At 57.1% G+C, this 18,737-nt stretch carries 18 protein-coding genes; 8 read left to right on the top strand and 10 right to left on the bottom strand.

What is annotated here, in order from left to right:
* Nucleotides 1–84: 84 nt before the first annotated feature.
* From tnpB to speD, 4 genes are all read left to right on the top strand, one after another.
* Nucleotides 85–1,293, top strand: a complete 1,209-nt coding sequence (gene tnpB, locus R6Y96_RS03460) for an IS200/IS605 family element RNA-guided endonuclease TnpB (RefSeq protein ID WP_318622129.1) — start codon at nucleotides 85–87, stop codon at nucleotides 1,291–1,293.
* 111 nt (nucleotides 1,294–1,404) lie between these two features.
* Nucleotides 1,405–3,696, top strand: coding sequence for an ATP-binding protein (locus tag R6Y96_RS03455; protein ID WP_318622128.1), 2,292 nt, complete (start codon nucleotides 1,405–1,407; stop codon nucleotides 3,694–3,696).
* A gap of 43 nt (nucleotides 3,697–3,739) precedes the next feature.
* The gene (locus R6Y96_RS03450; RefSeq protein ID WP_318622127.1) at nucleotides 3,740–4,297 is read left to right on the top strand and encodes a DNA polymerase ligase N-terminal domain-containing protein; all 558 of its coding nucleotides are present in this window, start codon (nucleotides 3,740–3,742) and stop codon (nucleotides 4,295–4,297) included.
* A gap of 670 nt (nucleotides 4,298–4,967) precedes the next feature.
* A complete protein-coding gene (gene speD / locus R6Y96_RS03445; protein WP_318622126.1) occupies nucleotides 4,968–5,414 on the top strand; it encodes an S-adenosylmethionine decarboxylase in 447 nt (148 codons plus the stop codon).
* A 631-nt stretch (nucleotides 5,415–6,045) separates the two neighbouring features.
* On the opposite strand, the gene frhB is transcribed toward speD, so the two are convergent.
* The 5 genes from frhB to mptA all read right to left on the bottom strand — a co-directional run bounded on the left by frhB (nucleotide 6,046) and on the right by mptA (nucleotide 10,887).
* Nucleotides 6,046–6,933, bottom strand: a complete 888-nt coding sequence (gene frhB / locus R6Y96_RS03440; protein ID WP_214021978.1) for a coenzyme F420 hydrogenase subunit beta — start codon at nucleotides 6,931–6,933, stop codon at nucleotides 6,046–6,048.
* A gap of 10 nt (nucleotides 6,934–6,943) precedes the next feature.
* Nucleotides 6,944–7,705, bottom strand: a complete 762-nt coding sequence (gene frhG, locus R6Y96_RS03435; protein ID WP_318622125.1) for a coenzyme F420 hydrogenase subunit gamma — start codon at nucleotides 7,703–7,705, stop codon at nucleotides 6,944–6,946.
* Nucleotides 7,706–7,781: 76 nt separating this feature from the next.
* A complete protein-coding gene (gene frhD / locus R6Y96_RS03430; RefSeq protein ID WP_318622124.1) occupies nucleotides 7,782–8,342 on the bottom strand; it encodes a coenzyme F420-reducing hydrogenase, FrhD protein in 561 nt (186 codons plus the stop codon).
* 10 nt (nucleotides 8,343–8,352) lie between these two features.
* A complete protein-coding gene (gene frhA, locus R6Y96_RS03425; protein WP_318622123.1) occupies nucleotides 8,353–9,720 on the bottom strand; it encodes a coenzyme F420 hydrogenase subunit alpha in 1,368 nt (455 codons plus the stop codon).
* Nucleotides 9,721–9,945: 225 nt separating this feature from the next.
* Entirely contained in the window at nucleotides 9,946–10,887 is a 942-nt protein-coding gene (gene mptA, locus R6Y96_RS03420) for a GTP cyclohydrolase MptA (protein WP_318622122.1), read from the bottom strand.
* 134 nt (nucleotides 10,888–11,021) lie between these two features.
* Here mptA and ilvC point away from each other — a divergent pair, with 134 nt between their 5' ends.
* Genes ilvC through R6Y96_RS03405 form a run of 3 tightly spaced genes read left to right on the top strand, consistent with a single transcriptional unit; the run spans nucleotide 11,022 to nucleotide 12,552 of the window.
* Nucleotides 11,022–12,011 carry a ketol-acid reductoisomerase gene (ilvC, locus tag R6Y96_RS03415; protein WP_318622121.1) on the top strand — a complete coding sequence of 330 codons (990 nt, stop codon included), beginning with the start codon at nucleotides 11,022–11,024 and terminating at the stop codon, nucleotides 12,009–12,011.
* Between the two features lie 55 nt (nucleotides 12,012–12,066).
* Nucleotides 12,067–12,198: a flavodoxin family protein gene (locus R6Y96_RS03410; RefSeq protein WP_318622120.1), complete on the top strand. Its 132-nt coding sequence runs from the start codon at nucleotides 12,067–12,069 to the stop codon at nucleotides 12,196–12,198.
* 9 nt (nucleotides 12,199–12,207) lie between these two features.
* Nucleotides 12,208–12,552 carry a flavodoxin family protein gene (locus R6Y96_RS03405; RefSeq protein WP_318622119.1) on the top strand — a complete coding sequence of 115 codons (345 nt, stop codon included), beginning with the start codon at nucleotides 12,208–12,210 and terminating at the stop codon, nucleotides 12,550–12,552.
* 4 nt (nucleotides 12,553–12,556) lie between these two features.
* Here the strand turns inward: R6Y96_RS03405 and purL are convergent, their stop codons facing one another.
* The gene (purL, locus tag R6Y96_RS03400) at nucleotides 12,557–14,629 is read right to left on the bottom strand and encodes a phosphoribosylformylglycinamidine synthase subunit PurL (RefSeq protein ID WP_318622118.1); all 2,073 of its coding nucleotides are present in this window, start codon (nucleotides 14,627–14,629) and stop codon (nucleotides 12,557–12,559) included.
* A 92-nt stretch (nucleotides 14,630–14,721) separates the two neighbouring features.
* On the opposite strand from purL, the gene R6Y96_RS03395 reads away from it, so the two are divergent.
* Complete coding sequence (locus R6Y96_RS03395; RefSeq protein ID WP_318622117.1) at nucleotides 14,722–15,339, top strand: translation initiation factor IF-2 subunit beta; 618 nt, start codon at nucleotides 14,722–14,724, stop codon at nucleotides 15,337–15,339.
* Here R6Y96_RS03395 and R6Y96_RS03390 read toward each other — a convergent pair.
* The 4 genes from R6Y96_RS03390 to R6Y96_RS03375 all read right to left on the bottom strand — a co-directional run bounded on the left by R6Y96_RS03390 (nucleotide 15,331) and on the right by R6Y96_RS03375 (nucleotide 18,718).
* Complete coding sequence (locus R6Y96_RS03390) at nucleotides 15,331–16,533, bottom strand: RNA-guided endonuclease InsQ/TnpB family protein (RefSeq protein WP_318622116.1); 1,203 nt, start codon at nucleotides 16,531–16,533, stop codon at nucleotides 15,331–15,333. The two genes, R6Y96_RS03395 and R6Y96_RS03390, sit on opposite strands and share 9 nt — an antisense overlap.
* Before the next feature lie 228 nt (nucleotides 16,534–16,761).
* On the bottom strand, nucleotides 16,762–17,385 hold the full coding sequence (locus R6Y96_RS03385) for a class I SAM-dependent methyltransferase (RefSeq protein ID WP_318622115.1): 624 nt from the start codon (nucleotides 17,383–17,385) through the stop codon (nucleotides 16,762–16,764).
* Nucleotides 17,386–17,391: 6 nt separating this feature from the next.
* Nucleotides 17,392–17,676: a DNA-directed RNA polymerase subunit L gene (locus R6Y96_RS03380; protein WP_318622114.1), complete on the bottom strand. Its 285-nt coding sequence runs from the start codon at nucleotides 17,674–17,676 to the stop codon at nucleotides 17,392–17,394.
* 118 nt (nucleotides 17,677–17,794) lie between these two features.
* Entirely contained in the window at nucleotides 17,795–18,718 is a 924-nt protein-coding gene (locus R6Y96_RS03375; protein ID WP_318622113.1) for a hypothetical protein, read from the bottom strand.
* Between the last annotated feature and the right edge of the window lie 19 nt (nucleotides 18,719–18,737).

Raw genomic sequence — 18,737 nt, 5'->3', positions numbered from 1 at the left:
GGATGAAAGCGGAGCCGCCCTTCTGATATAGATCCGGAGATTACAGAAAAACTATATCTTATTATAACGCTTAATATTACTTCTATGCTCCAAGCCTACAAGTATCGGATGTATCCTTCAAGAGAGCAAGTCACGCTCCTCATGAAGCACATCCATGCCTGTCGGTTTGTGTACAACCATTCTCTGGAACAGAAGATCAAAGCATACGAACAAGATGGCCAAAAACTCTCTTGCTTCGACTTGAACAATCGTCTTCCTGCCCTCAAGGAAGAATATCCGTGGCTCAAGGAAGTCAACTCGCAGTCGCTCCAGAGTGCAAACAAGAACCTCGACAACGCTTTCACCCGGTTCTTCAGGGAGAAGAAGGAATTCCCCCGGTTCAAGTCAAAGAAGAACCCTGTACGGTCTTTTCAGGTACCACAACATTACCATGTGAATTTTGACCAGAGGACGATCAAATTCCCTAAGATCGGTGAGGTTAAGACCGTCTTCCACCGAATCTTCACTGGGAAGATGAAGTATGCCACGGTGTCTGTAACATCGACGGGAAAATGGTTTGTCAGCATCCTTGTCGACGACGAGGAACCTGAGCCTAAACCTGTACCGTTCACATCTGACACGACGGTCGGGATTGATGTTGGCTTAACCGACTTCGCAACCTTCTCCACTGGAGAGAAGATTGAGAACCCCCGATACCTGAAGACCTCCCTCCAGCGGTTGAAAGTGTTGCAAAGGCGAGTGTCACGGAAGAAAAAGGGGTCAAAGAACCAAGAGAAGGCGATCCGGAAACTTGCCCGGTGCCATGAAAAAGTCGCCAACCAAAGAAACGATTTCCTGCACAAAATCTCTTTTCGAGTTGTGAGCGAGAACCAAGCTATTGCAGTGGAGTCGTTGAATGTTGGCGGGATGATGAAGAACCATTGTCTGGCCCAGGGGATTGGAGATGTATCGTGGAGCACGTTCTTTACGATGCTGGATTACAAATGTCGAAAGTATGGGAAGACGCTCCTGAAGATCGGGCGGTTCGATCCGTCCTCAAAGATATGTAATAATTGTGGATATCTCGAGCGGGATCTTGCCCTCTCTGAGAGGGAATGGGTCTGCCCGGTCTGTGATACTCATCACGACCGCGATATCAATGCGGCGATCAATATCAAGAAGTTCGCCCTGCAAGAACAGAATCTTGTCGGGGTATCAGGTGCGGGACGCACCGTTGAGCCTGTGGACTCGCTCCCGGTGGGGAGGAGGATGAAGCAGGAAGCCACGCCCGAGAGGCGCGTGGTAGTTCACTAGGTTAGAGAGCAAACCAATTCATACCGCCTTCCTCACCGGAGACAGGCAATCGCGTGAAGTGGCACCGTGCACCTCTCGTGCCGACCTGGATAAGAATACACTGGTGAACCCGTGTCAACAGAGATAGCCGAACTACTAAGGACGATGGGCTATTCAGATGCCGAGATCTCCGGCCTGATGGAATCGTTTCCTTCCACCGTCATCGAGTACCTGCGGGATTTCCGGTTCCAGGAGGTCCGCGACATCATAGAGACACTCCTCTACATCTATGTAGCCCAGAATAGCGCCTCTTCACGCGGGGAAGGAGAGGGCGTGATCGAGCAGAGTTGCTATGCCTATACCTCAGGGCCGCTATTTGCCCTTACAGACATTGGCCTCATCGAGTCACTCTCCTGGCACGGGACGACACTGGTCCGGCCGACCGCCACGGGCGAGGCGATCGGGCGGGACCTGCTCAAAGCGAGGCTCCGGAGACTGGATATCCAGGGTCTAGCCCGTGAGACCCACGAGATCGTCCCGGTTCTCCTGGCAGGTACGGTGAAAGGATCTTTCATAAACAAGACGTTCCCATCAACGCCACCCCGCAGCGATGAGACGTTCATAAATTTCCTCCTCAAAAACTGCCCGGGCCTGTTTGAGGGGTGCGAACGGTTCGCCACCAGGCTCAAAGACGCAGGGTGCGCCGTCCTCGCCTACTCATTCGACCTTGACACCGGCATGATCGACGGTGTTGTCTACACCTTCCCGCCGGAGTTTGCCTATATCCTCAAGGAGATGCTCGAACGGATCGATGCTGGAGTAAGGGATCACTACGATATGCTTCTTGAGTCGTTCTACTCGACGTTCACAGTTCTGCGATACCTTGCTTTCGGCGAGGACTACGAGCGTATCCGCGGATCGCGTGCCCTCCGCCGCGAACTCTCACGCGTCCTTGCGAGCCTTACCGACGTGGTCTACGTCCTGGAAGGGGTGCCAGAGGATGATGGGGTTGACCTTGCCAGGTTCATCGTCAGGGACCGGAACCTCTACGAGAAGCGCCTTCGCGACCTCGAGCATGCACTTATGGCTGAAGTTGCCGGGAAGATCGTTATCGACCTCCAACCCATGCCGGCGGCAGAACCTCCCGGGAAGATCGAGGATGCACACCCATTCAGTGAAGACGCAGCCCTCCAGTCACCGGCAGCCGGCCACAGAGAGGTGGGTGAGGAGGTGTGGGATGATCTTGCAATTCCCCCGGAGGAGGGGGAGCGGATTGAAGATAGGGCCGCGGCTGTGGCACACCCCACGCCAGCACCGCTGAGAAACGCTCCTGTGACGGAGCCCCAGCGCTCCGGCGGGCTTGATCTCTTCCTCGGCTACACCGGTGATGGGCAGCGGGTCAACTGGTCGCCAGGGAGGCTCAATAACGGCCACATGATCATCATTGGCGGGTCAGGAGCCGGTAAGACCGAGACAATCCGGTGTATCGCCTCGGAACTTGCGGCACAATCGATGCCGGTTCTCCTGATCGATTTTCACGGGGACATGGCAGGGACTGGCAGCGATATCCGGTCATACAAGATCCGGGAGGGGGGTCAGTACTACTTCAACCCGCTGGAACTCGACCCCGAGATAGATGAGATCACGCCTCTTCGGGCCACATCGGACTTTGTCGATGCCATCTCGATCAACTTCCCAACACTCGGCATCCAGCAGCGCCGAAAGTTAAAGAACATCATAAAGGACTGCTACAGGACCGCCGGGATCACGGCGGATACCGCAACATGGACACGGGTGCTCGACTTCGATGATATCGAGGGGGGGATCATGTCCTGCGAGGACGAGACGATCCCTGCATACCTCGAGGATATCTTTGACTACAACCTCTTCTCGGGAGAGGATAAGATCTCGATCCCCGCCATACTCTCCGGCGGGATCACCCATATCAACTTAAACGCCCTCCCAGAGAGCCTGCGCTATCTCTTTGCCGATCTATTCCTCCGCCGGATCTATTACACCCTTCAGGCTATTGGGGAGATCCCACGCGGAACAGATGACGAACGAGCGAAGTTCCGGCTCTTCGTCATAGTCGACGAGGCAAAACTCCTGGTGAGCCAGAAGAGCGGTTCGAAGACGGCCATCAAGGCGGTGCTGAACAAGTACGCCACCGAGATGCGGAAGTTCGGGGTCTCGCTGATCCTGGCGTCACAGCTCATCGCTCACTTTAACGAGGAGATCCTGGCAAACATCGCCGTGAAGTTCTGTATGCGCTCAGAGAACAAGAAGCAGGCCCAGGAGAACGCCAGGTTCTTCGAGGTGAGCGAGAAAGATCTCCTGAACTTCCAGCCCGGGGAGGGTATACTGATCAGCGGCTCGGAGAAGATGAACATCAGGATCGTCCCCACATCAGAGCGGAAGACCTGAACCAGGAAAAACCTTATCTTGAGGCAGCACGGCACTCTTCCGTATGCCAGGATTGGATACGCAGGTGGATGACCCGGAGAGAGTGGAGCAGGAGAATCCAATCTTTGTAATCCAGAAACACGCGGCGAAAACGCTCCATTACGACTTCAGGCTGGAGGTTGATGGCGTGCTTAAGTCATGGGCTGTTCCGAAAGGGCTGTCCCTTTCTCCGGAGGAGAAACGCCTCGCCGTCCCGACGGAGGATCACCCGCTCGAATACGCCGAGTTCGAGGGGGTTATACCGGAGGGGAGTTACGGCGCCGGTGCGGTTCTCGTCTGGGACAGGGGGACCTACCGTAACCTTACAGAGCGAAGAGGTGAGAAAACAGGGGTTGCGGAGGGACTCAGGCAGGGTCACATATCCTTCTGGCTGGATGGAACAAAGATCCGGGGCGGCTACGCTCTCACCCGTTTCAGGACGGGAAAGAACGAGGCCTGGCTTCTGGTGAAGAAGAACGACGATGAGGCAGACCCCGGCAGGAATCCAGTCGTTTCAGAACCTCGATCGGTAATCTCAGGGCGAACGATCGAGGAGATTGAAGCCGAAGAGGGTGACCGATAATGGACGAGAGACCACCGGGCAGGAAGCCCCCGGATTTCCCGGTGGAGATGGGCGAGTTTATCTGCCCGGTCTGCGGCAGAATTTACTCAACGTTTGAGGAACTCCATACGCACGTGCGGCGGGTTCACCGCACCCCGCCTGAGGTAAGGTAAGTTTGTCGCGTGGGGGATGTTGCGGTGCGCGCTGAAGCCAGGGTGCCGCCTGACTCCGTGTATCCGGAAATGGTTCCCAGTATTCACTCGTGTTCGGGTTTTCAAGGGGGGATGCTGACTGTTACGGGCACGGATTGTCAAGCGGTCATTTCTCCACCTGGATTCCAGCAGGATAGTTCCCGCCGAACCCTACAGACAAAATAATTGTCTTTTAAGACCTGATCACCCCGAAACCCACGGAGGGTTGACCCCAGAAAAAATCTGGTTCCTTTCATAATTCATATTTAGTATTACATCAGTACTACAATATTCATACCAAAACGAGTAGAGGCCACGCAAAGTCATTAATTTCAAAATCTACCCTGAATTTGCCCTATATTCATCAATAACACGTGATTGCTCTGGCGTAACCATAAAATAACGGCTATTTTCAATTTGTATGATGGATAAGTTTAAAATCAGAACTATCAAAAATTACAGGGATCAATCGATCGGAGTCTGTCTCGAAGGTGGAGAAGATGGCTGGTAATGTAATGACAAACAACGTTGCGGTAAGCGGCGTTATGGCAGAGACCGCAAGCGATGCGGAGATAGTTGCACAGTTTAAACAACGAGGTTGCTGGGGGCTCTATACCAGCGTGGACCTGAAAGGGTGCGACCCGGCATCCATCCGGGACCCGGAGAAGATACACCGGTTCATTATTGAACTGTGCGACCTGATCGAGATGAAGAGGTTTGGCGAACCGCAGATCGTTCACTTCGGCCCGACGGAGAGGGTTGCGGGTTACTCCATGACCCAGCTCATTGAGACGTCGCTGATCTCCGGCCACTTCGCGAACGAGACAAACGCGGCCTATCTTGACATCTTCAGCTGCAAGGAGTACGAGCCCTCAAAAGCAGCGGAGTTTTGCAGGGACTTTTTTGGAGCAGAATCGGTAACTTACCAGGTGCTGTTCAGGGACTGAATAACGGTATAACAGCAAAAAACGCTTTCTTGATGGGGTATGACGGCAGAGAGAGGCGCCGCCATATTCCGAGGGCCTGATCCTGGAGCGTAGCAGCGCTAGGGTTCCTCCTATTTCGTATGAAAATGGCGCTCTAGATATTTTCATCTGGTATGCATGTGGCCTTGTGGGCATCATGTAGTTTTTTGCAAGGGCGCGGGGGAGGTGATGCGGTTCCAGCAGGGAGGGTCCATCTGGCGGCGCAAATCTACCCGGCTCATGATGAGAGAGCAGCCAGGACGGAGCGGTATATCGATCCAGCATCCCCCCGCACGCACCCCCCGCCATCAGCCTGCATGAACGGGGTTGACCATTGGTGGTCAAAAACAAATGAGTGGTGAGGAGAATATCACCCTACCACCTGCGGGGAAAGGTATGACCTCGACCGGAGGTGTTTTCCATCGTCAACGGCGGCGCAAAACAGAGATTGCAGCCCCAATCTCAATGATCGGGTATGGATCATAATGCTCAACAATAATGCCGGAGGACGGCGTTCATCCCTGCCTTGCGTTCTTCGTAAACGACCTTCGACCCCCACCACCCTCCATCTTTATCCGGGCTTGCAGCGGGAAGAATAAAAAAAGAGTGTTTTTCAGGGCCCCTCATAGGGGTTCCGGAGACCCTTCGGGGTTCCATCCGCCTTCAGGCCCACGGTCTTGCGTGCATCCACGTTCTTCTGGTTCTTTGTGATCTTCTCGGTGGCAAGTTTCGTCACCATGTCAAGGCCTGGCTTGACCTTGTCGATCGGCTTTGTCTCAAAGAGACCTGCCGCGATAGCGCCGTCCCAGACGCCGTTGCCAATGGTGCTGCGCACGAAGACCGTGCTCCAGCCGTCAGGGCTGCCAACGGAGCCGCTTGAGATATCAGCCAGGTTCGCGACGTAATCCAGGCAGACGTGGCAGCCAGGCTGCACGTACTTGTGGATCAGTTTGAGCGGCATCTGGCTGACCGCACCGCGTTCGGTGTAGACGGTGAACTTGCCCTTGCCGATGTCCATCTTCTTGACGGACTCCATCTTCTGGTTGCAGTGGTCCTCGACCATCGCCTCGAGCCCCTGGTAGGAGAAGTTCTCCATGCAGAAGATGCCCAGCGCAAGAGCGATCTTGTCGTCGACATCACGCAGACCGATCGGATAGAGCTGAGCCTTCCGGACGGCCTGCATCTGGCAGGGTGTACCCACAATGCCGACTTTATCAAGGCCGTAACTCCGGGTCACCTCCTTGATCAGGCAGAGGTTCGGGCTGATGTTGTAGCGCGTTCCGGCGGCGGCAAGAAGTTCGGCCTTCGTGGTCGCGACAACCGGCTCCGGCTTCCAGGGCTCGCTGCCAGGGCCCGCAACGATGGCACCATCGATGATGCCCTCTTCGAGCGCGTAGGCAAAGAGCGTGGTTATGATTCCGCCGTCCTGGGAATGCTTCAGGATCTCCTTGTCGGTCGACCGCGCCGAGACCACTGACTTGTAGTTACCGAGTACGTCCATCTTCATCACCTCACTGCATGGCTCCCTTGATGGCACCGATGATGCCCTCGTAGTTGTTTATGACGTCGAAGTTAAGCCAGCTGCGCGGGCACTGGGCATAGCAGGCGCCGCACTTGATGCACTGGTCACGGTTCACGTTCGGCTTGCCGTACTCCATGGTGATTGCACGGACAGGGCAGGTGCCGGCACAGGTCCCGCATCCCATGCAGAGACCCTGGTTGATGACTTCATACATCAGGTCGCAGCCGCATGCCTCGTTGCCGCGCTGTGCAAGCTGCATCAGCGGGGTCAGGTATGCGGTCGCGAGTTTCTTCTGTTCGGCGTTGCCCCGAAGCAGCAGGTAGGCCATGACGGCAACGTTCCTGACCTCCTGCGGGCACGGCGGACAGGACGGGATGTAGAGGTCAACATCGACGACCTCGCTGATCGGCACATACGACTCGTGGCCGGGCTGGTTCCACTGTCCGCCACGGCAGAACCGGGTGATGTTTCCGTAGGCTGCGCAACCGCCGTAGGCAACGAGTACTTTCGACTTTGCTCTTGCTTCTTTCAGTTCTTCTACCGAGAGTTTATCATCCAGGCAGCACGAACCCTCGACCAGGCACACATCCATCTCGGGGACATGGCGCACGTCGACCAGGGTGAGTGCGTATACCAGATCCGCGTAATCATCGAGCAGCTTGAAGAGACCCGCGTAATTGTCCGCAAGCGTCACGAGGCATCCCGTACATCCGCTCAGATGTAATTCACCTATCGTAATCTTTTCTGCCACAGGCTTTTCCTCCTTTTGTACAACTTCCACCTTTTCTTCCACAATAACATCAGAGGGCTTCACCGGGGGCTTCGCCTCAGGTTTGCTCTCCGGGGTTCTCCCCGGCATCTCCTCCGGCTTCTCCCGGCGACGCCCAAAGATGCGTTCCTTGATGGTTGATAGTAGCCCCATATTCTACCCCAATCTCTTCCAGTACGATCCGTACTGTTTTGGGAATGGCCCTTTCAACCTCCTCAGTGAGCCCCAGTTCAAACTCATGGCTCGCGACACGCTTTGGCTGGCATCCGATGATCGTGATATCGATGACGTCTTTCAATCGCTGCAGCGGCTCTGAGAGATCCCACGAATGGGCATCACGGTAGGCGCCCGGTGGCAGGTCTTCAGGCCGGAGTTTCGTCACATCACCGGGATTACCGCCGAAATCGGCGATATCGATGATGACGAGCTTCTTCACCGGCACCTCCGCATCCTCAATCAGCGTAAAGAGGAAGTGAGGGGCGCCAAGGCCGGCATCGATCACCTTGACGTTGTCGGGCAGTTGCAGTTTCTTGAGTTCCTCGACTACAGCAGGGCCAAACCCGTCATCTCCAAAGAGAGGGTTGCCGCATCCTGCAATCACGATCTCACGGAATAGCATGCGTGTACGCTCACTGAATGAGTTTCTGGGCCACTAACCTCTTGTCTTCGTCGATCACCAGCATGTGCGTCGCGCAGGAGACGCAGGGGTCGTATCCACGCATGATGACTTCCGCAAGCCGCCAGGGTGCACCCTCAAGGGCACGGCTGCAGGTCGGGAAGTTCCAGGTGGTCGGAACCAGCATCGAGTAGTACTGCACCCGGCCATCCTTGACCCGGGCAAGGTGGACGTCAGTACCACGGGGAGCCTCGTTTGCGGCCCAGCCGAGGGATCCGTCACCCTGCGGGATCTCGTCGGCGAGCACCTTTCCGGAGGTGTTGAGCGCGTCCACGGCGTCGATGATGCCATAGGCGGTCTCGGGGAACTCCATCTGCCGCGCGATCTGCAGGCCGATGGTGCCCTTCTCGTCGTAGTTCTTGAAGATCGCCTGGCGTGCACGCGGTCCGACCTCGACCGGCTGGCCGTCGTAGAGCGGGACGCCGGTGCAGGCCTCCATCTGGGGCCAGGCCTTATTTCCTACGGGGGTGGTGCCGCCGATCGGGTAGTTCGGGTCGGCCTCAGTGATCTCGACCTCGCCCATGTACCAGTCCCAGGGGCGGACTTCGGTGAACCGCTCGGGGAACCAGGTGGGGTTCTCATCAAGGCTTGAACTGCCGTAGACCGGTGCAGTGGCCATGTAGCCCTGATTGTGGTAGCCGAGGTCATCGGGGATCGGGACCTCGACGCCGCCGACTTCAGCCCAGTCACGCTTCTGGTAGTTCCGGAAGACCGCAATCATGAACTCCATCTGTTGCTGCGCGAGCACACGGGCCTCCTTCGCGAGGTCATAGATCTTCGCTTTCGCCCGCGGAGTTATGTTCGTGTACATACCGCCGACGCGGGGGTTGCTCGGGTGGATCGCCTCCCCGCCGACTATCTCGCCGATGGTCTGGCCGATCTCACGGAGCCGCTGGATCCGGAGAGCGACGCTCCTTACAGGCTCTTCCTTGGTGAACGGGTTGATCTTCGTGTCTGTTCCGGGGATGTACATATCCGGGAGGGACAGGATGTTGTGGATGGCGTGGCTGTGCATCCTGTTGGCACACTGCAGGATGTAGCGCAGGAGTTTTGCATCCTCGGGGATCTCGCACCCGATGGAAGCTTCCATCGCCTCAACACCCGCCAGGGTATGTGCGATGGGACAGATACCACAGACGCGTGATGCTATCTTTGGAACCTGCTCCATCGTCTTCCCTATGGCAAGTTTCTCAACTCCCCTCACCGGGGTGATGCTGAGCCAGTCTCCACGCTCGATGATTCCTTCATCATTGACCTTCAGGACGAGCTTTGAGTGGCCTTCATGCCTCGTTGTTGGGGAAATCTCTACAACTTTCGACAAATATATCGCCTCATTCCGATAATGTGGTGTTCTGAACACGATACTGGTGTTACCACACAATTCTTTACCGAAAACGTACACGAGTACGTCAACATGGATTATGAAGGAAACAGAGTTTATATCTTTCGCTTTGGGATGTTTCTGAGTGTTACGTAATAGAGCAACAGTAACACCAAGCACCGGGAGGGCAGGCAAGTATAAAAATGATGGAATTGAGGCTGGAGCCTATAGTGCGCCTCTTTCCAGTTCCGAGACCAGTTCGGCTATCGTTGCTTTCCGCTCCGCGTAGGCATCGTGCTGGTGGATGCTCTCCTCGTTTGTCTGTTTAATGGTGACCACGGTGTCGCCGGGGAGATCCCCGAACTGCGTAACCACTTTACGGGCCATCTCACGGACGCAGTCCTCAACAAACCTCGGGTTCTTGTGAGCCTCCATCACCACATAACTCTCGTCGCCCCGCTTGAGGAGCTCATAGATACGTGCACTCATGGAGTCCTTCAGGATCTTGATGATCTTCTCGAGGCTGATCTGCTGGTCGTCGTCGATCTCTATGCAGAGGAAACCCCGTCCACGCTGGTTGTGGGTGGCCATCGGCACCTCTTCAAAGAACCTGGCGATCTTATCCTCCTCAACACCAAGTTGCTCGAGGACGTGGAGGGCATGGTCCTTCATGATATTCTGAGCACAGGGGCAGGCGGTCATCCCGACCACCTCGGCACCTATGCTCTTTCTGATGATCGGGTTTCCATCATTCCTCTGCGCTATCGCTCGCGCGTGGACGTTCACGACCTCGTGACAGGTTGTCTCGCTGACCGGCGTCTCACGCCGTACCATGAACTGGCTCCGCATCCGGACTTCCGTCCGTTCCGCGTACTCATGTTTATCAAGAAGTTTCCTGGCCACCGCGCTGCAGACTTCCTCAATCCCCTTCACCTCACCGTCGATGGCCTGCTGCAGCACGTCATCGATCACCTCGAAGTTCCGTGAGAGGTTCGCACCCTTGAGGCTCGCTGGCAGGTCAACGAAGACGTCAAAGTTGGAGATGAAGATGACCGGCCGCTTGGCCGACCGGGCAACCTCAACAAGTTTCATGACGTTCTTCACGCCCACCCGGGTCAGGCTGATCCGAACCTCCGGCAGGCTGGACTGGACATCTGGCAGTTCCATTATAGATCCTCAATCGCCTGTTATGAAGGATAAAGTTTCTTCCCCATCAATCTTAAAATAACCCACAGTGCACCAGAGAGGTTCACCGATAGAATATTTATCAGGTTTGCTCTCCAAAGGGGAAGTGAGAAACTATGGTGCAAAAATACTATGAATCCGATGCGGACCCACGCATACTGGATGGCAGGACAATCGCCGTCATAGGATACGGCTCCCAGGGCCGGGGACAGGCGCTGAACCTGCGTGACTCCGGGTGCCGGGTCATCATCGGCCTGCGGCCAGGGAACAGCTGGCAGAGAGCGTCTGAGGATGGTTTTGAGGTCTACCCTGTCGCTGAAGCGGCCAGGCGCGCCGATGTCGTCCAGATCCTCCTCCCCGACGAGAACCAGGCGGCCGTATACCGCGCCGAGATCAGCCCAAACCTCAAAGAGAACACCTGTCTGATGTTCTCACACGGTTTCAACATTCATTACGGCCAGATCGTCCCGCCGCCAACAGTTGACGTGGTCATGGTCGCCCCGAAAGGCCCCGGCCACATGGTCCGCCGGATGTACGAGGAGGGGAAGGGCGTGCCGGCCCTCATCGCTGTTCAGCAGGACGCCACCGGGGATGCGCATGCCATCGCCCTTGCCTATGCCCGTGGAATCGGCGCGACACGCGCGGTCGTGCTCGAGACGACGTTTGCCGAGGAGACCGAGACCGACCTCTTCGGCGAGCAGGCGGTCCTCTGCGGCGGTGTGACCTCCCTCATAAAAGCTGGATTTGAGACGCTGGTGAACGCTGGCTACGCCCCCGAGATGGCCTACCTCGAGGTCCTGCACGAGATGAAGCTCATCGTCGACCTGATCTATGAGGGAGGGTTCACAAAGATGCGCGACTCGATCAGCAACACCGCCCAGTACGGCGACCTGACCCGCGGCCCACGTGTAATCGGGCCGGAGGCCTACGCCGCGATGGAGGAGATCCTGGAAGAGATCCAGAGCGGTGAGTTCGCGCGGGAGTGGATGCTTGAGAACCTGGTGAACCGCCCCGTCTTCAACGCGCTGACAAAAGCAGACGAGGAACACCTGATCGAGCAGGTGGGTGCGGAGATCCGCAGGTTCATGCCACAGTTCCAGAAGTAACACCATTTTTTAGTGGCCGGTACCGGTTTATACCCGGCCCGCGCCACTCTCGGGTATGCCTCTCTGCATCATATACCACTCTGAGACCGGGAACACCCGATCTGTTGCGGAACGGCTCGCTGCCGCGACCGGAGGTGATCTGGTGGAGGTAAAAGACCGCGCCGGCTACTCGAAGATGGGGATGTAACTCAAAGGCATGCCGCGGGCGTTGCTAAGGCATAAGGCCGATATTGAACCCGAGGTCATCGACGTCTCCGGCTACGATGCCATAATCATCGGATCACCCGTATGGGCGGGTAACCCGACGCCAGCGATCAACGCTGCCGTCGACGCGCTCCAGGGGATCGAGGGAAAGACCGTTTTCATATACTGCACATCGCGCGGTTCGCCGCAAAAGACGCTTGAAAAGATTAAGGCGATGCTTGCGGAGAGGGGCGCCGACGTCCGGGGGTGTGTGTCACTCACGGAGAGCGACGTGCAGAACTCCGCAAAGATAGAATCCCTGGTCGATCTCGTCCGCGGGTCAGAAAAGAAGGATTGATTGCTCAGTAACGCATCGTCCGGGTGGTCGTGGAGAGTGCGGCATCAAGGTCTTCGGGTGGGATTACGATGCTCTCCCTCTCCAGTCGGATGGTGAGGGTATCGCCGCCGACAGTGCCGATGATCCGGTGTTTTACACCGGCAAGGACCGATTCATCCCTGACAGCGAGAAGGAACCGGCCACAGGTCTCGGAGAAGAGTTCCTCAAGAGGATCGCCTGCGAGCGCAACTTCTGCACGCGGGGCAACCTTTGCAAGTGCCGCCAGCAACCCGCCCCTTGAGAGGTCGGTTGCCGCCGTAACCGAACCGGAGGCGACCAGGCCACGGACGATTGCAACAACTGCAGGATCGGCCATTGCGGGCGCCGGACCGCCGCATCCAGTGACCGCGTCAAGGACTGAACCCCCGAAATCAGGCAGCGTCCGGCCCACCAGGGCGATGAGATCGCCTTCATTCGGGGCTGTCCATCTCCTGACCTCTCCGCGCCCGAGCATCCCGATCGAGGGTGTGGGCATGATCCTGGTATCGAACTCGTCGCTCTCGTTGTAGAGCGAGACGTTACCCCCAACGATGGGGATCCCCATCTTCCGTGCCATCTCCCCGAGGCCGAGGACGCACTGCTCGATCTGCCACGCAACCTCCGGCTGCTCCGGGCTTGCAAAATTGAGGCAGTCGACGATGCATAACGGTTCAGCGCCAAGGCAGGCGAGGTTGCCTGCGTTCTCTATGACGGCGTTTGCCGCCCCGTCGTAAGGTTTTAAGAAGATCTGGGAGGGGTTGCAGCCGCATGATAGGACGAGCGCCTTACCCTCAAGGCGGAGGACGGCAGCGTCGTGGAGAAGCGAGACCGACCTGACCTGGACATCTTTATCATACTGCTCGTAAACCCAGTCCTTGCGCGCCACGTCAGGATGCGCGAGGACGGCAAGCGCCAGGTCTTTTACGGGCACCTCCGGCCTGGAGAACGGTCTCTCAGCCGAGTAGGGTTTCTGCTCCCACGAGCAGCGCGGGGCGCCGCCTACAAGCAGGTCGATCGGGAGATCGGCGACCGTCTCACCCAGGTATCTCACGATGTAGCGGGGTTCAGCGATCACCTCGCCGATGTCGCTCCAGTCAAGGTCAAACCTCTCGGCGATCGCTCCTATCAGGATGACATCCTCCGGGGCCACCTCCACGAGCATCCGTTCCTGCGACTCGGCAAGCATGATCTCCCGCGGTGTCATCCCGGTCTCCCGGAGGTGGACACGGTCAGCGTGGATGACCGCACCGAATGTGCTTGCCATCTCGCTCGAAGCCCCGGCAAGTCCCGCCGCCCCCAGGTCTCGACAGGAGAGAACCTTTCCGGTCTCCGCCATCGCGAGGATCGCGTCTATGAGGAGTTTCTCGGTGTAGGGGTCACCGATCTGAACACTCGGACGGTCGGCCGCCTCTGCGTCCTCGGAGAGGTCGCGGGACGCAAATGATGCCCCTCCAAGCCCGTCACGCCCGGTCGATGACCCGATCAGGACGAGATGGTTGCCGGGCTTCTTCACCCTGGCGGTGATGTAGCGGTCTGGATCCACTATCCCAACACAGACGACGTTAACGAGCGGGTTTCCTGAGTAGGAGGACTCGAAGACGAGTTCCCCCCGGACTACCGGCACCCCGATACAGTTGCCATAACCACCAACACCGGCGACGACGTGCTCGAAGATGTAGCGGTTCTTCTCGGAGTCGAGCGGCCCGAAGTAGAGCGGGTCCATCAGGGCTATGGGGCGGGCACCCATGGAGAGGACGTCGCGGACTATTCCGCCAACGCCCGTCGCTGCGCCATCGTAGGGGTCAACGTAACTGGGATGGTTGTGGCTCTCCATCCCGACGGCGAGGGCACAGGTATCGCTGAACCGAACGATTGCAGCGTCGTCCCCGGGGCCGAGTAGGACACCGGGGCCCTCTGTGGGCAGCGTCCGCAGGAGGTGTCTGGTGGACCGGTAACTGCAGTGCTCACTCCAGAGGTTCTCAAAGCAGGCGAGTTCGACATCGGTTAAGTCGCGTTTGAGGGTCTTTCGAAGAAGTGCGAGGTCCTGTGCCGGCAACATACTGCAAGACTGGTGGGTTGCTTACCTAGATAAGCATGCGCAAGGTCATGCCGGGGAACCACTTTTTGAGTTTGCGCGATCCATAGTGAGGTATGACCCAGTCGTATGAGGACCTTCTGAAGAAGGCGTATACCAATATTACCGAACCGACAGAGTTTGAGGACCGGTTCACCGTTCCGGCCGCCAGGGTCTTTATTGAGGGGAAGACCACGGTTCTTGAGAACTTCGCCGAGATCGCGAGTACGCTGCGGCGCGACCAGGACCACCTGATGAAACACCTCCTCGGCGAACTCGGCACCGCCGGTAAGATCGATGGGACGCGTGCCATATTTTCCGGGAAGTTCGAGCAGGAGCAGATCAACTCGATCATAAAAGGGTACGTAGATGACTATGTCATCTGCTCTGAGTGCGGCAAGCCCGATACCCGCCTCGTAAAGACCGAACGGGTCCTGATGCTCCAGTGCGACGCCTGCGGCGGGCACCGACCCGTCCGGAAGCGGAAGGCAACGGTAGAATCCTCCGAAGGGGCGAAACCGACGGAAGGAGCTATCATGGACGTCACCCCGCAGTTCCTCTCGAAGCGCGGCGACGGGGTGGTGAAACTCGGCCGATACACGATGTATGTTGCAAACGCAAAACCGGGTCAGACGGTGAAGGTGAAGATCACCAGGATCGCCGGGACGATCATCTTCACCGAGCGTTTAGAGTGAACTACCCCGCCCTGAAGGGCGGGGCTTCCCGGCTATCATGGCCAACACTTGCACCACAGAGATGTGATGTAGAGGTATCGTCTCCACAGGCTCAAAGGGCTGTTCCATCCCCACGCGGTGGATATTTACCGCAGCATTGTAATCTCTATCGGCAACAAACCCACAGTATGGGCATTCGTGGACTCTCTCGGAGAGCGTCTTTTTCACGATGCTTCCGCAGTTCGAACACATCTGTGTCGTGTCGCGGGGATCGACTTTGACGAGTTCCGTACCAGCACTTTCAGCCTTGTACGAGAGGTAAGAATAAAATCGTCCCCACGACGCACTGTGGATACTTCTCCGGAGCCCGCGAGATTTGCCGTTCTCTTTCAAATACTTGATATTCAGGTCTTCAACACAGATCGTCGCATAGGTGTCAACGTACTGACGGGAGAGTTTGTGCAGGAAATCGTTCTTCTGGTTGGCGACATGATCATAGACCTTCTCCAGTTTCCTTTTTGCCTTCTTCCAGTTTTTCGAGAACCGTTGTTTCCGGGCAAGACTCCGCTGGATCTTCTTGATCCTGCCAAGAGAATGTTCATAGAACCTGGGGTTCTCGATCACTGCACCGTCACTATCGACCGCAAACGAATCCAACCCGACATCGATACCGACAGACTGCCCTTCACGCTTTGACTTGTAGACCTCCTGCTCTGTCTGAATGATCACATACCATCTATCGCCGGAACGGGTGATCAGGACACCCTTCACCTTCCCGGTGTAGGGTCGGTGCATGTTGAACGGAATCGTTCCGATCTTCGAGAACGTAATCGAACTACGCTCGCGATCGATCTTGAAACCCGACTGATTATAATTGAGCGTCCGGTATCGGGCTGCACTCTTGAATCGGAGTTTGCCGATCTTCCGTCCTCTCTTCTTTGTCTGCGAGAGTGCAGCGATGTTGCTCCAGAGGGTATAGTTGACCATCTGGAGCACTTTAGAGTATACGTCCTTGAGTGCAGGATTCTCCTCTTTCAGCGTGACGATCCGCGCCTGCGTTCCCCGCATCGTCGGAGAGATCCCACCCTCTCGTGCTGCCGTGTTGCATTCTTCGAGAAGTTTGTTGTAGAGCCACCTACAGGTATCAAGTGCAGTGTTCAGCCGTGTTTCCACGGTTGCATCGGGATACGCCCGGTACTTGTAGGAAACGATCATTTACTTCTCTATCTGCGAGTCAACATACTCCTTCAGCGCATCGAGGCTTACCTGTCCTGACGTACCTGTACCGAATGTGCAGACCTATCAAGTTTATACCTCATGTTGGGTGAATGATAATAGAATACTCAAGAGGATATATCTACCGCAGGAAGGAAGGGCGGCTCCGCTTTCATCCCCATCGTGAACGGTGGGGACTTCCCGCTCCGCCCCCTTCACCCCTGCCCGTTAAAAGCAGCCGGATCCCTTTCGGATCTCCACCCAGAACCCTGCTTCTTCTTCCCTTATCCGGGAGCAGGCAACAGCGCTTGCCGCAAGTTCCCGGCGGAGTTGATAAGGGGTCGCCTGCCCGCTCCTCCGTGCAACGTCGCGATCCCAGTTGGGGTTGCGCCGCCGCATCTGGGCAAAGATTGTGTCCCGGAGCGCGGTTGTCCCGAAACTGCCGCCGACGAACGCGACGCCGCCGGGCCTGAGGACGCGCTCGATCTCGCGGAACGCCCGCACCCGGTCTTCCCAGAAGAAGAGCGAGCCGCGGCTGACGATGAGTGATGCGGTATCGTCCCTGACCGGCATGGAGTGAACGTCGCCGATGACCGGGGCTATCCGGTCGGTACGTCCGGCGGCGGTCTCCTGCGCGATCCGTGCCATCGCAGGGTCGGCATCGAGCGCGATGACTGTGAGGTCGCTCTTCTCCGCAAGCGCGACCGAGAGGAGGCCGGGGCCGCTGCCGAGGTCAAGGCAGAGACCGTCCCGTATCCCGGACCACGCGAGCACCTGCTCAGCGATGACAGGATAAATTGGGGCAAAGACTTCCCGGGCGATACGGGCGAAACCTTCGGCGCTCTTTTTCATGACTATTTACGCAATCTGGAGGGTTTCCATCTGCTGGAGGAGTTCGCCGGCGTAGCCGGAGAGCCGCTTTGCTGCATCGATGACGGCATCAAGAGGGGATCGGCCGCCGACGGTGGTGACGACAAGTTCGGGGTCGGTGAACTTGAATGCCTGTTTGCGCTGCGCCACGTCCACACCGGGATCGTTAAGAAGTTCGGCAGCGAGTGCGTCGAGGTAGGTGTAGCCTTCGCCCTCAAAGAGGATCCGGGCCTTCTCGTCAGTCAACTCCAGGAGTTTGAGTTTCATGGCCATATGCACCCTATGTTTGGTTTTGAGACGGGCATATAAGTATGGGTGGGGCCGGGTGGGAGTTCTGGATCATCCCCCGCTGTGGCCGGGAAGCCATGCATCGAGATGATTCCTCCCGGTCCTATAACCCGTGCACGTCTGGCGTGACAAGGTCGCGGAGTTCCTTGCGGTCGCGCGATGTGTCCCAGACCCCGGGTCCATCATCTGCCCGCGTGATGATCATGGTCTCTGGATAACTTTCGAGATCCAGAAAAATTATCACTTCGTTTACCGTGACCACCTTCGGCGACCCGTCAACGATATAGCCGGTCTCAAACGTCGTGGAGACCTGGAAGTTCATCGCGACGTAGGTGCCGTTCTGTTTCATGGCCTTCAGTTCCGCCGGCGAGAACGCCGTCTGATACCGGGCAGAGATACACTGGATCTGCTCGCTGCATTCTGCTTTGAGGGCGGGATACCCGCGGTCTCCCGGGTAAAGGAAGATGCTCAGGCCTCCTGCACGGTGAATCTCGATGTAGGGGGTATCCTCCCCGGAGTTGTCTGGCATTCCCGGCAACGCCTCGCCATGATCCAGTCCGAGGAAGAAACCCCTTCCAACCTCCCATCCCGCACCCTCCATCCAGACAACGATCGCCTCTGCCGGCAGGGTTCGATTGTCCAGGGCGGTAAGGTGCATCATGAGGCGTGTCTTCTCCCCCATCCGAAGGGTGAAGGAGTCCGGGACATAGGAGACGCATACATCATCGGGCAGCCCGTCGGTCCGAATGAGCCTGATGCCGACACCGGTATCGGCCTCCGAGGAGACGATGATCGGGAGGGTTGCCGATGCATTCGATCCCAGAATGAGTGTCGGCGCACCCGGGCGGTCAGTCCTGATCTCCTCGAAGCCTGAGGAGTTCCCTGTATCGAACTCAAAGAGGAAAGGAGGAGCCCCTTCCTTTCCAGCAGGAGCGTTGATGATCGGCTTATCCAGGATATCGGGCTGGAACGTGGGAGGGGTTGGTACTGGAGCTGCGTTGCCAGGCTCCCCCTCGCTCGTGTACACCCGGCCATGAGAAGGGCAC

Origin of the sequence: Methanoculleus receptaculi, assembly GCF_033472595.1 — an archaeon.
GTDB lineage: Archaea > Halobacteriota > Methanomicrobia > Methanomicrobiales > Methanoculleaceae > Methanoculleus > Methanoculleus receptaculi.
Note: the sequence above shows the minus strand (reverse complement) of the source record. Positions and strands in the feature narration are given on the sequence as shown.

Bases quoted from the DNA above. Each gene is read 5' to 3' on its own strand.
- tnpB (WP_318622129.1), top strand. From the start codon at position 85: ATGCTCCAAGCCTACAAGTATCGGATGTATCCTTCAAGAGAGCAAGTC.
- R6Y96_RS03450 (WP_318622127.1), top strand. From the start codon at position 3,740: ATGCCAGGATTGGATACGCAGGTGGATGACCCGGAGAGAGTGGAGCAG.
- speD (WP_318622126.1), top strand. From the start codon at position 4,968: ATGGCTGGTAATGTAATGACAAACAACGTTGCGGTAAGCGGCGTTATG.
- frhB (WP_214021978.1), bottom strand. From the start codon at position 6,933: ATGGACGTACTCGGTAACTACAAGTCAGTGGTCTCGGCGCGGTCGACC.
- frhD (WP_318622124.1), bottom strand. From the start codon at position 8,342: ATGCTATTCCGTGAGATCGTGATTGCAGGATGCGGCAACCCTCTCTTT.
- mptA (WP_318622122.1), bottom strand. From the start codon at position 10,887: ATGGAACTGCCAGATGTCCAGTCCAGCCTGCCGGAGGTTCGGATCAGC.
- ilvC (WP_318622121.1), top strand. From the start codon at position 11,022: ATGGTGCAAAAATACTATGAATCCGATGCGGACCCACGCATACTGGAT.
- R6Y96_RS03410 (WP_318622120.1), top strand. From the start codon at position 12,067: ATGCCTCTCTGCATCATATACCACTCTGAGACCGGGAACACCCGATCT.
- R6Y96_RS03405 (WP_318622119.1), top strand. From the start codon at position 12,208: ATGCCGCGGGCGTTGCTAAGGCATAAGGCCGATATTGAACCCGAGGTC.
- purL (WP_318622118.1), bottom strand. From the start codon at position 14,629: ATGTTGCCGGCACAGGACCTCGCACTTCTTCGAAAGACCCTCAAACGC.
- R6Y96_RS03395 (WP_318622117.1), top strand. From the start codon at position 14,722: ATGACCCAGTCGTATGAGGACCTTCTGAAGAAGGCGTATACCAATATT.
- R6Y96_RS03390 (WP_318622116.1), bottom strand. From the start codon at position 16,533: ATGATCGTTTCCTACAAGTACCGGGCGTATCCCGATGCAACCGTGGAA.
- R6Y96_RS03385 (WP_318622115.1), bottom strand. From the start codon at position 17,385: ATGAAAAAGAGCGCCGAAGGTTTCGCCCGTATCGCCCGGGAAGTCTTT.
- R6Y96_RS03380 (WP_318622114.1), bottom strand. From the start codon at position 17,676: ATGGCCATGAAACTCAAACTCCTGGAGTTGACTGACGAGAAGGCCCGG.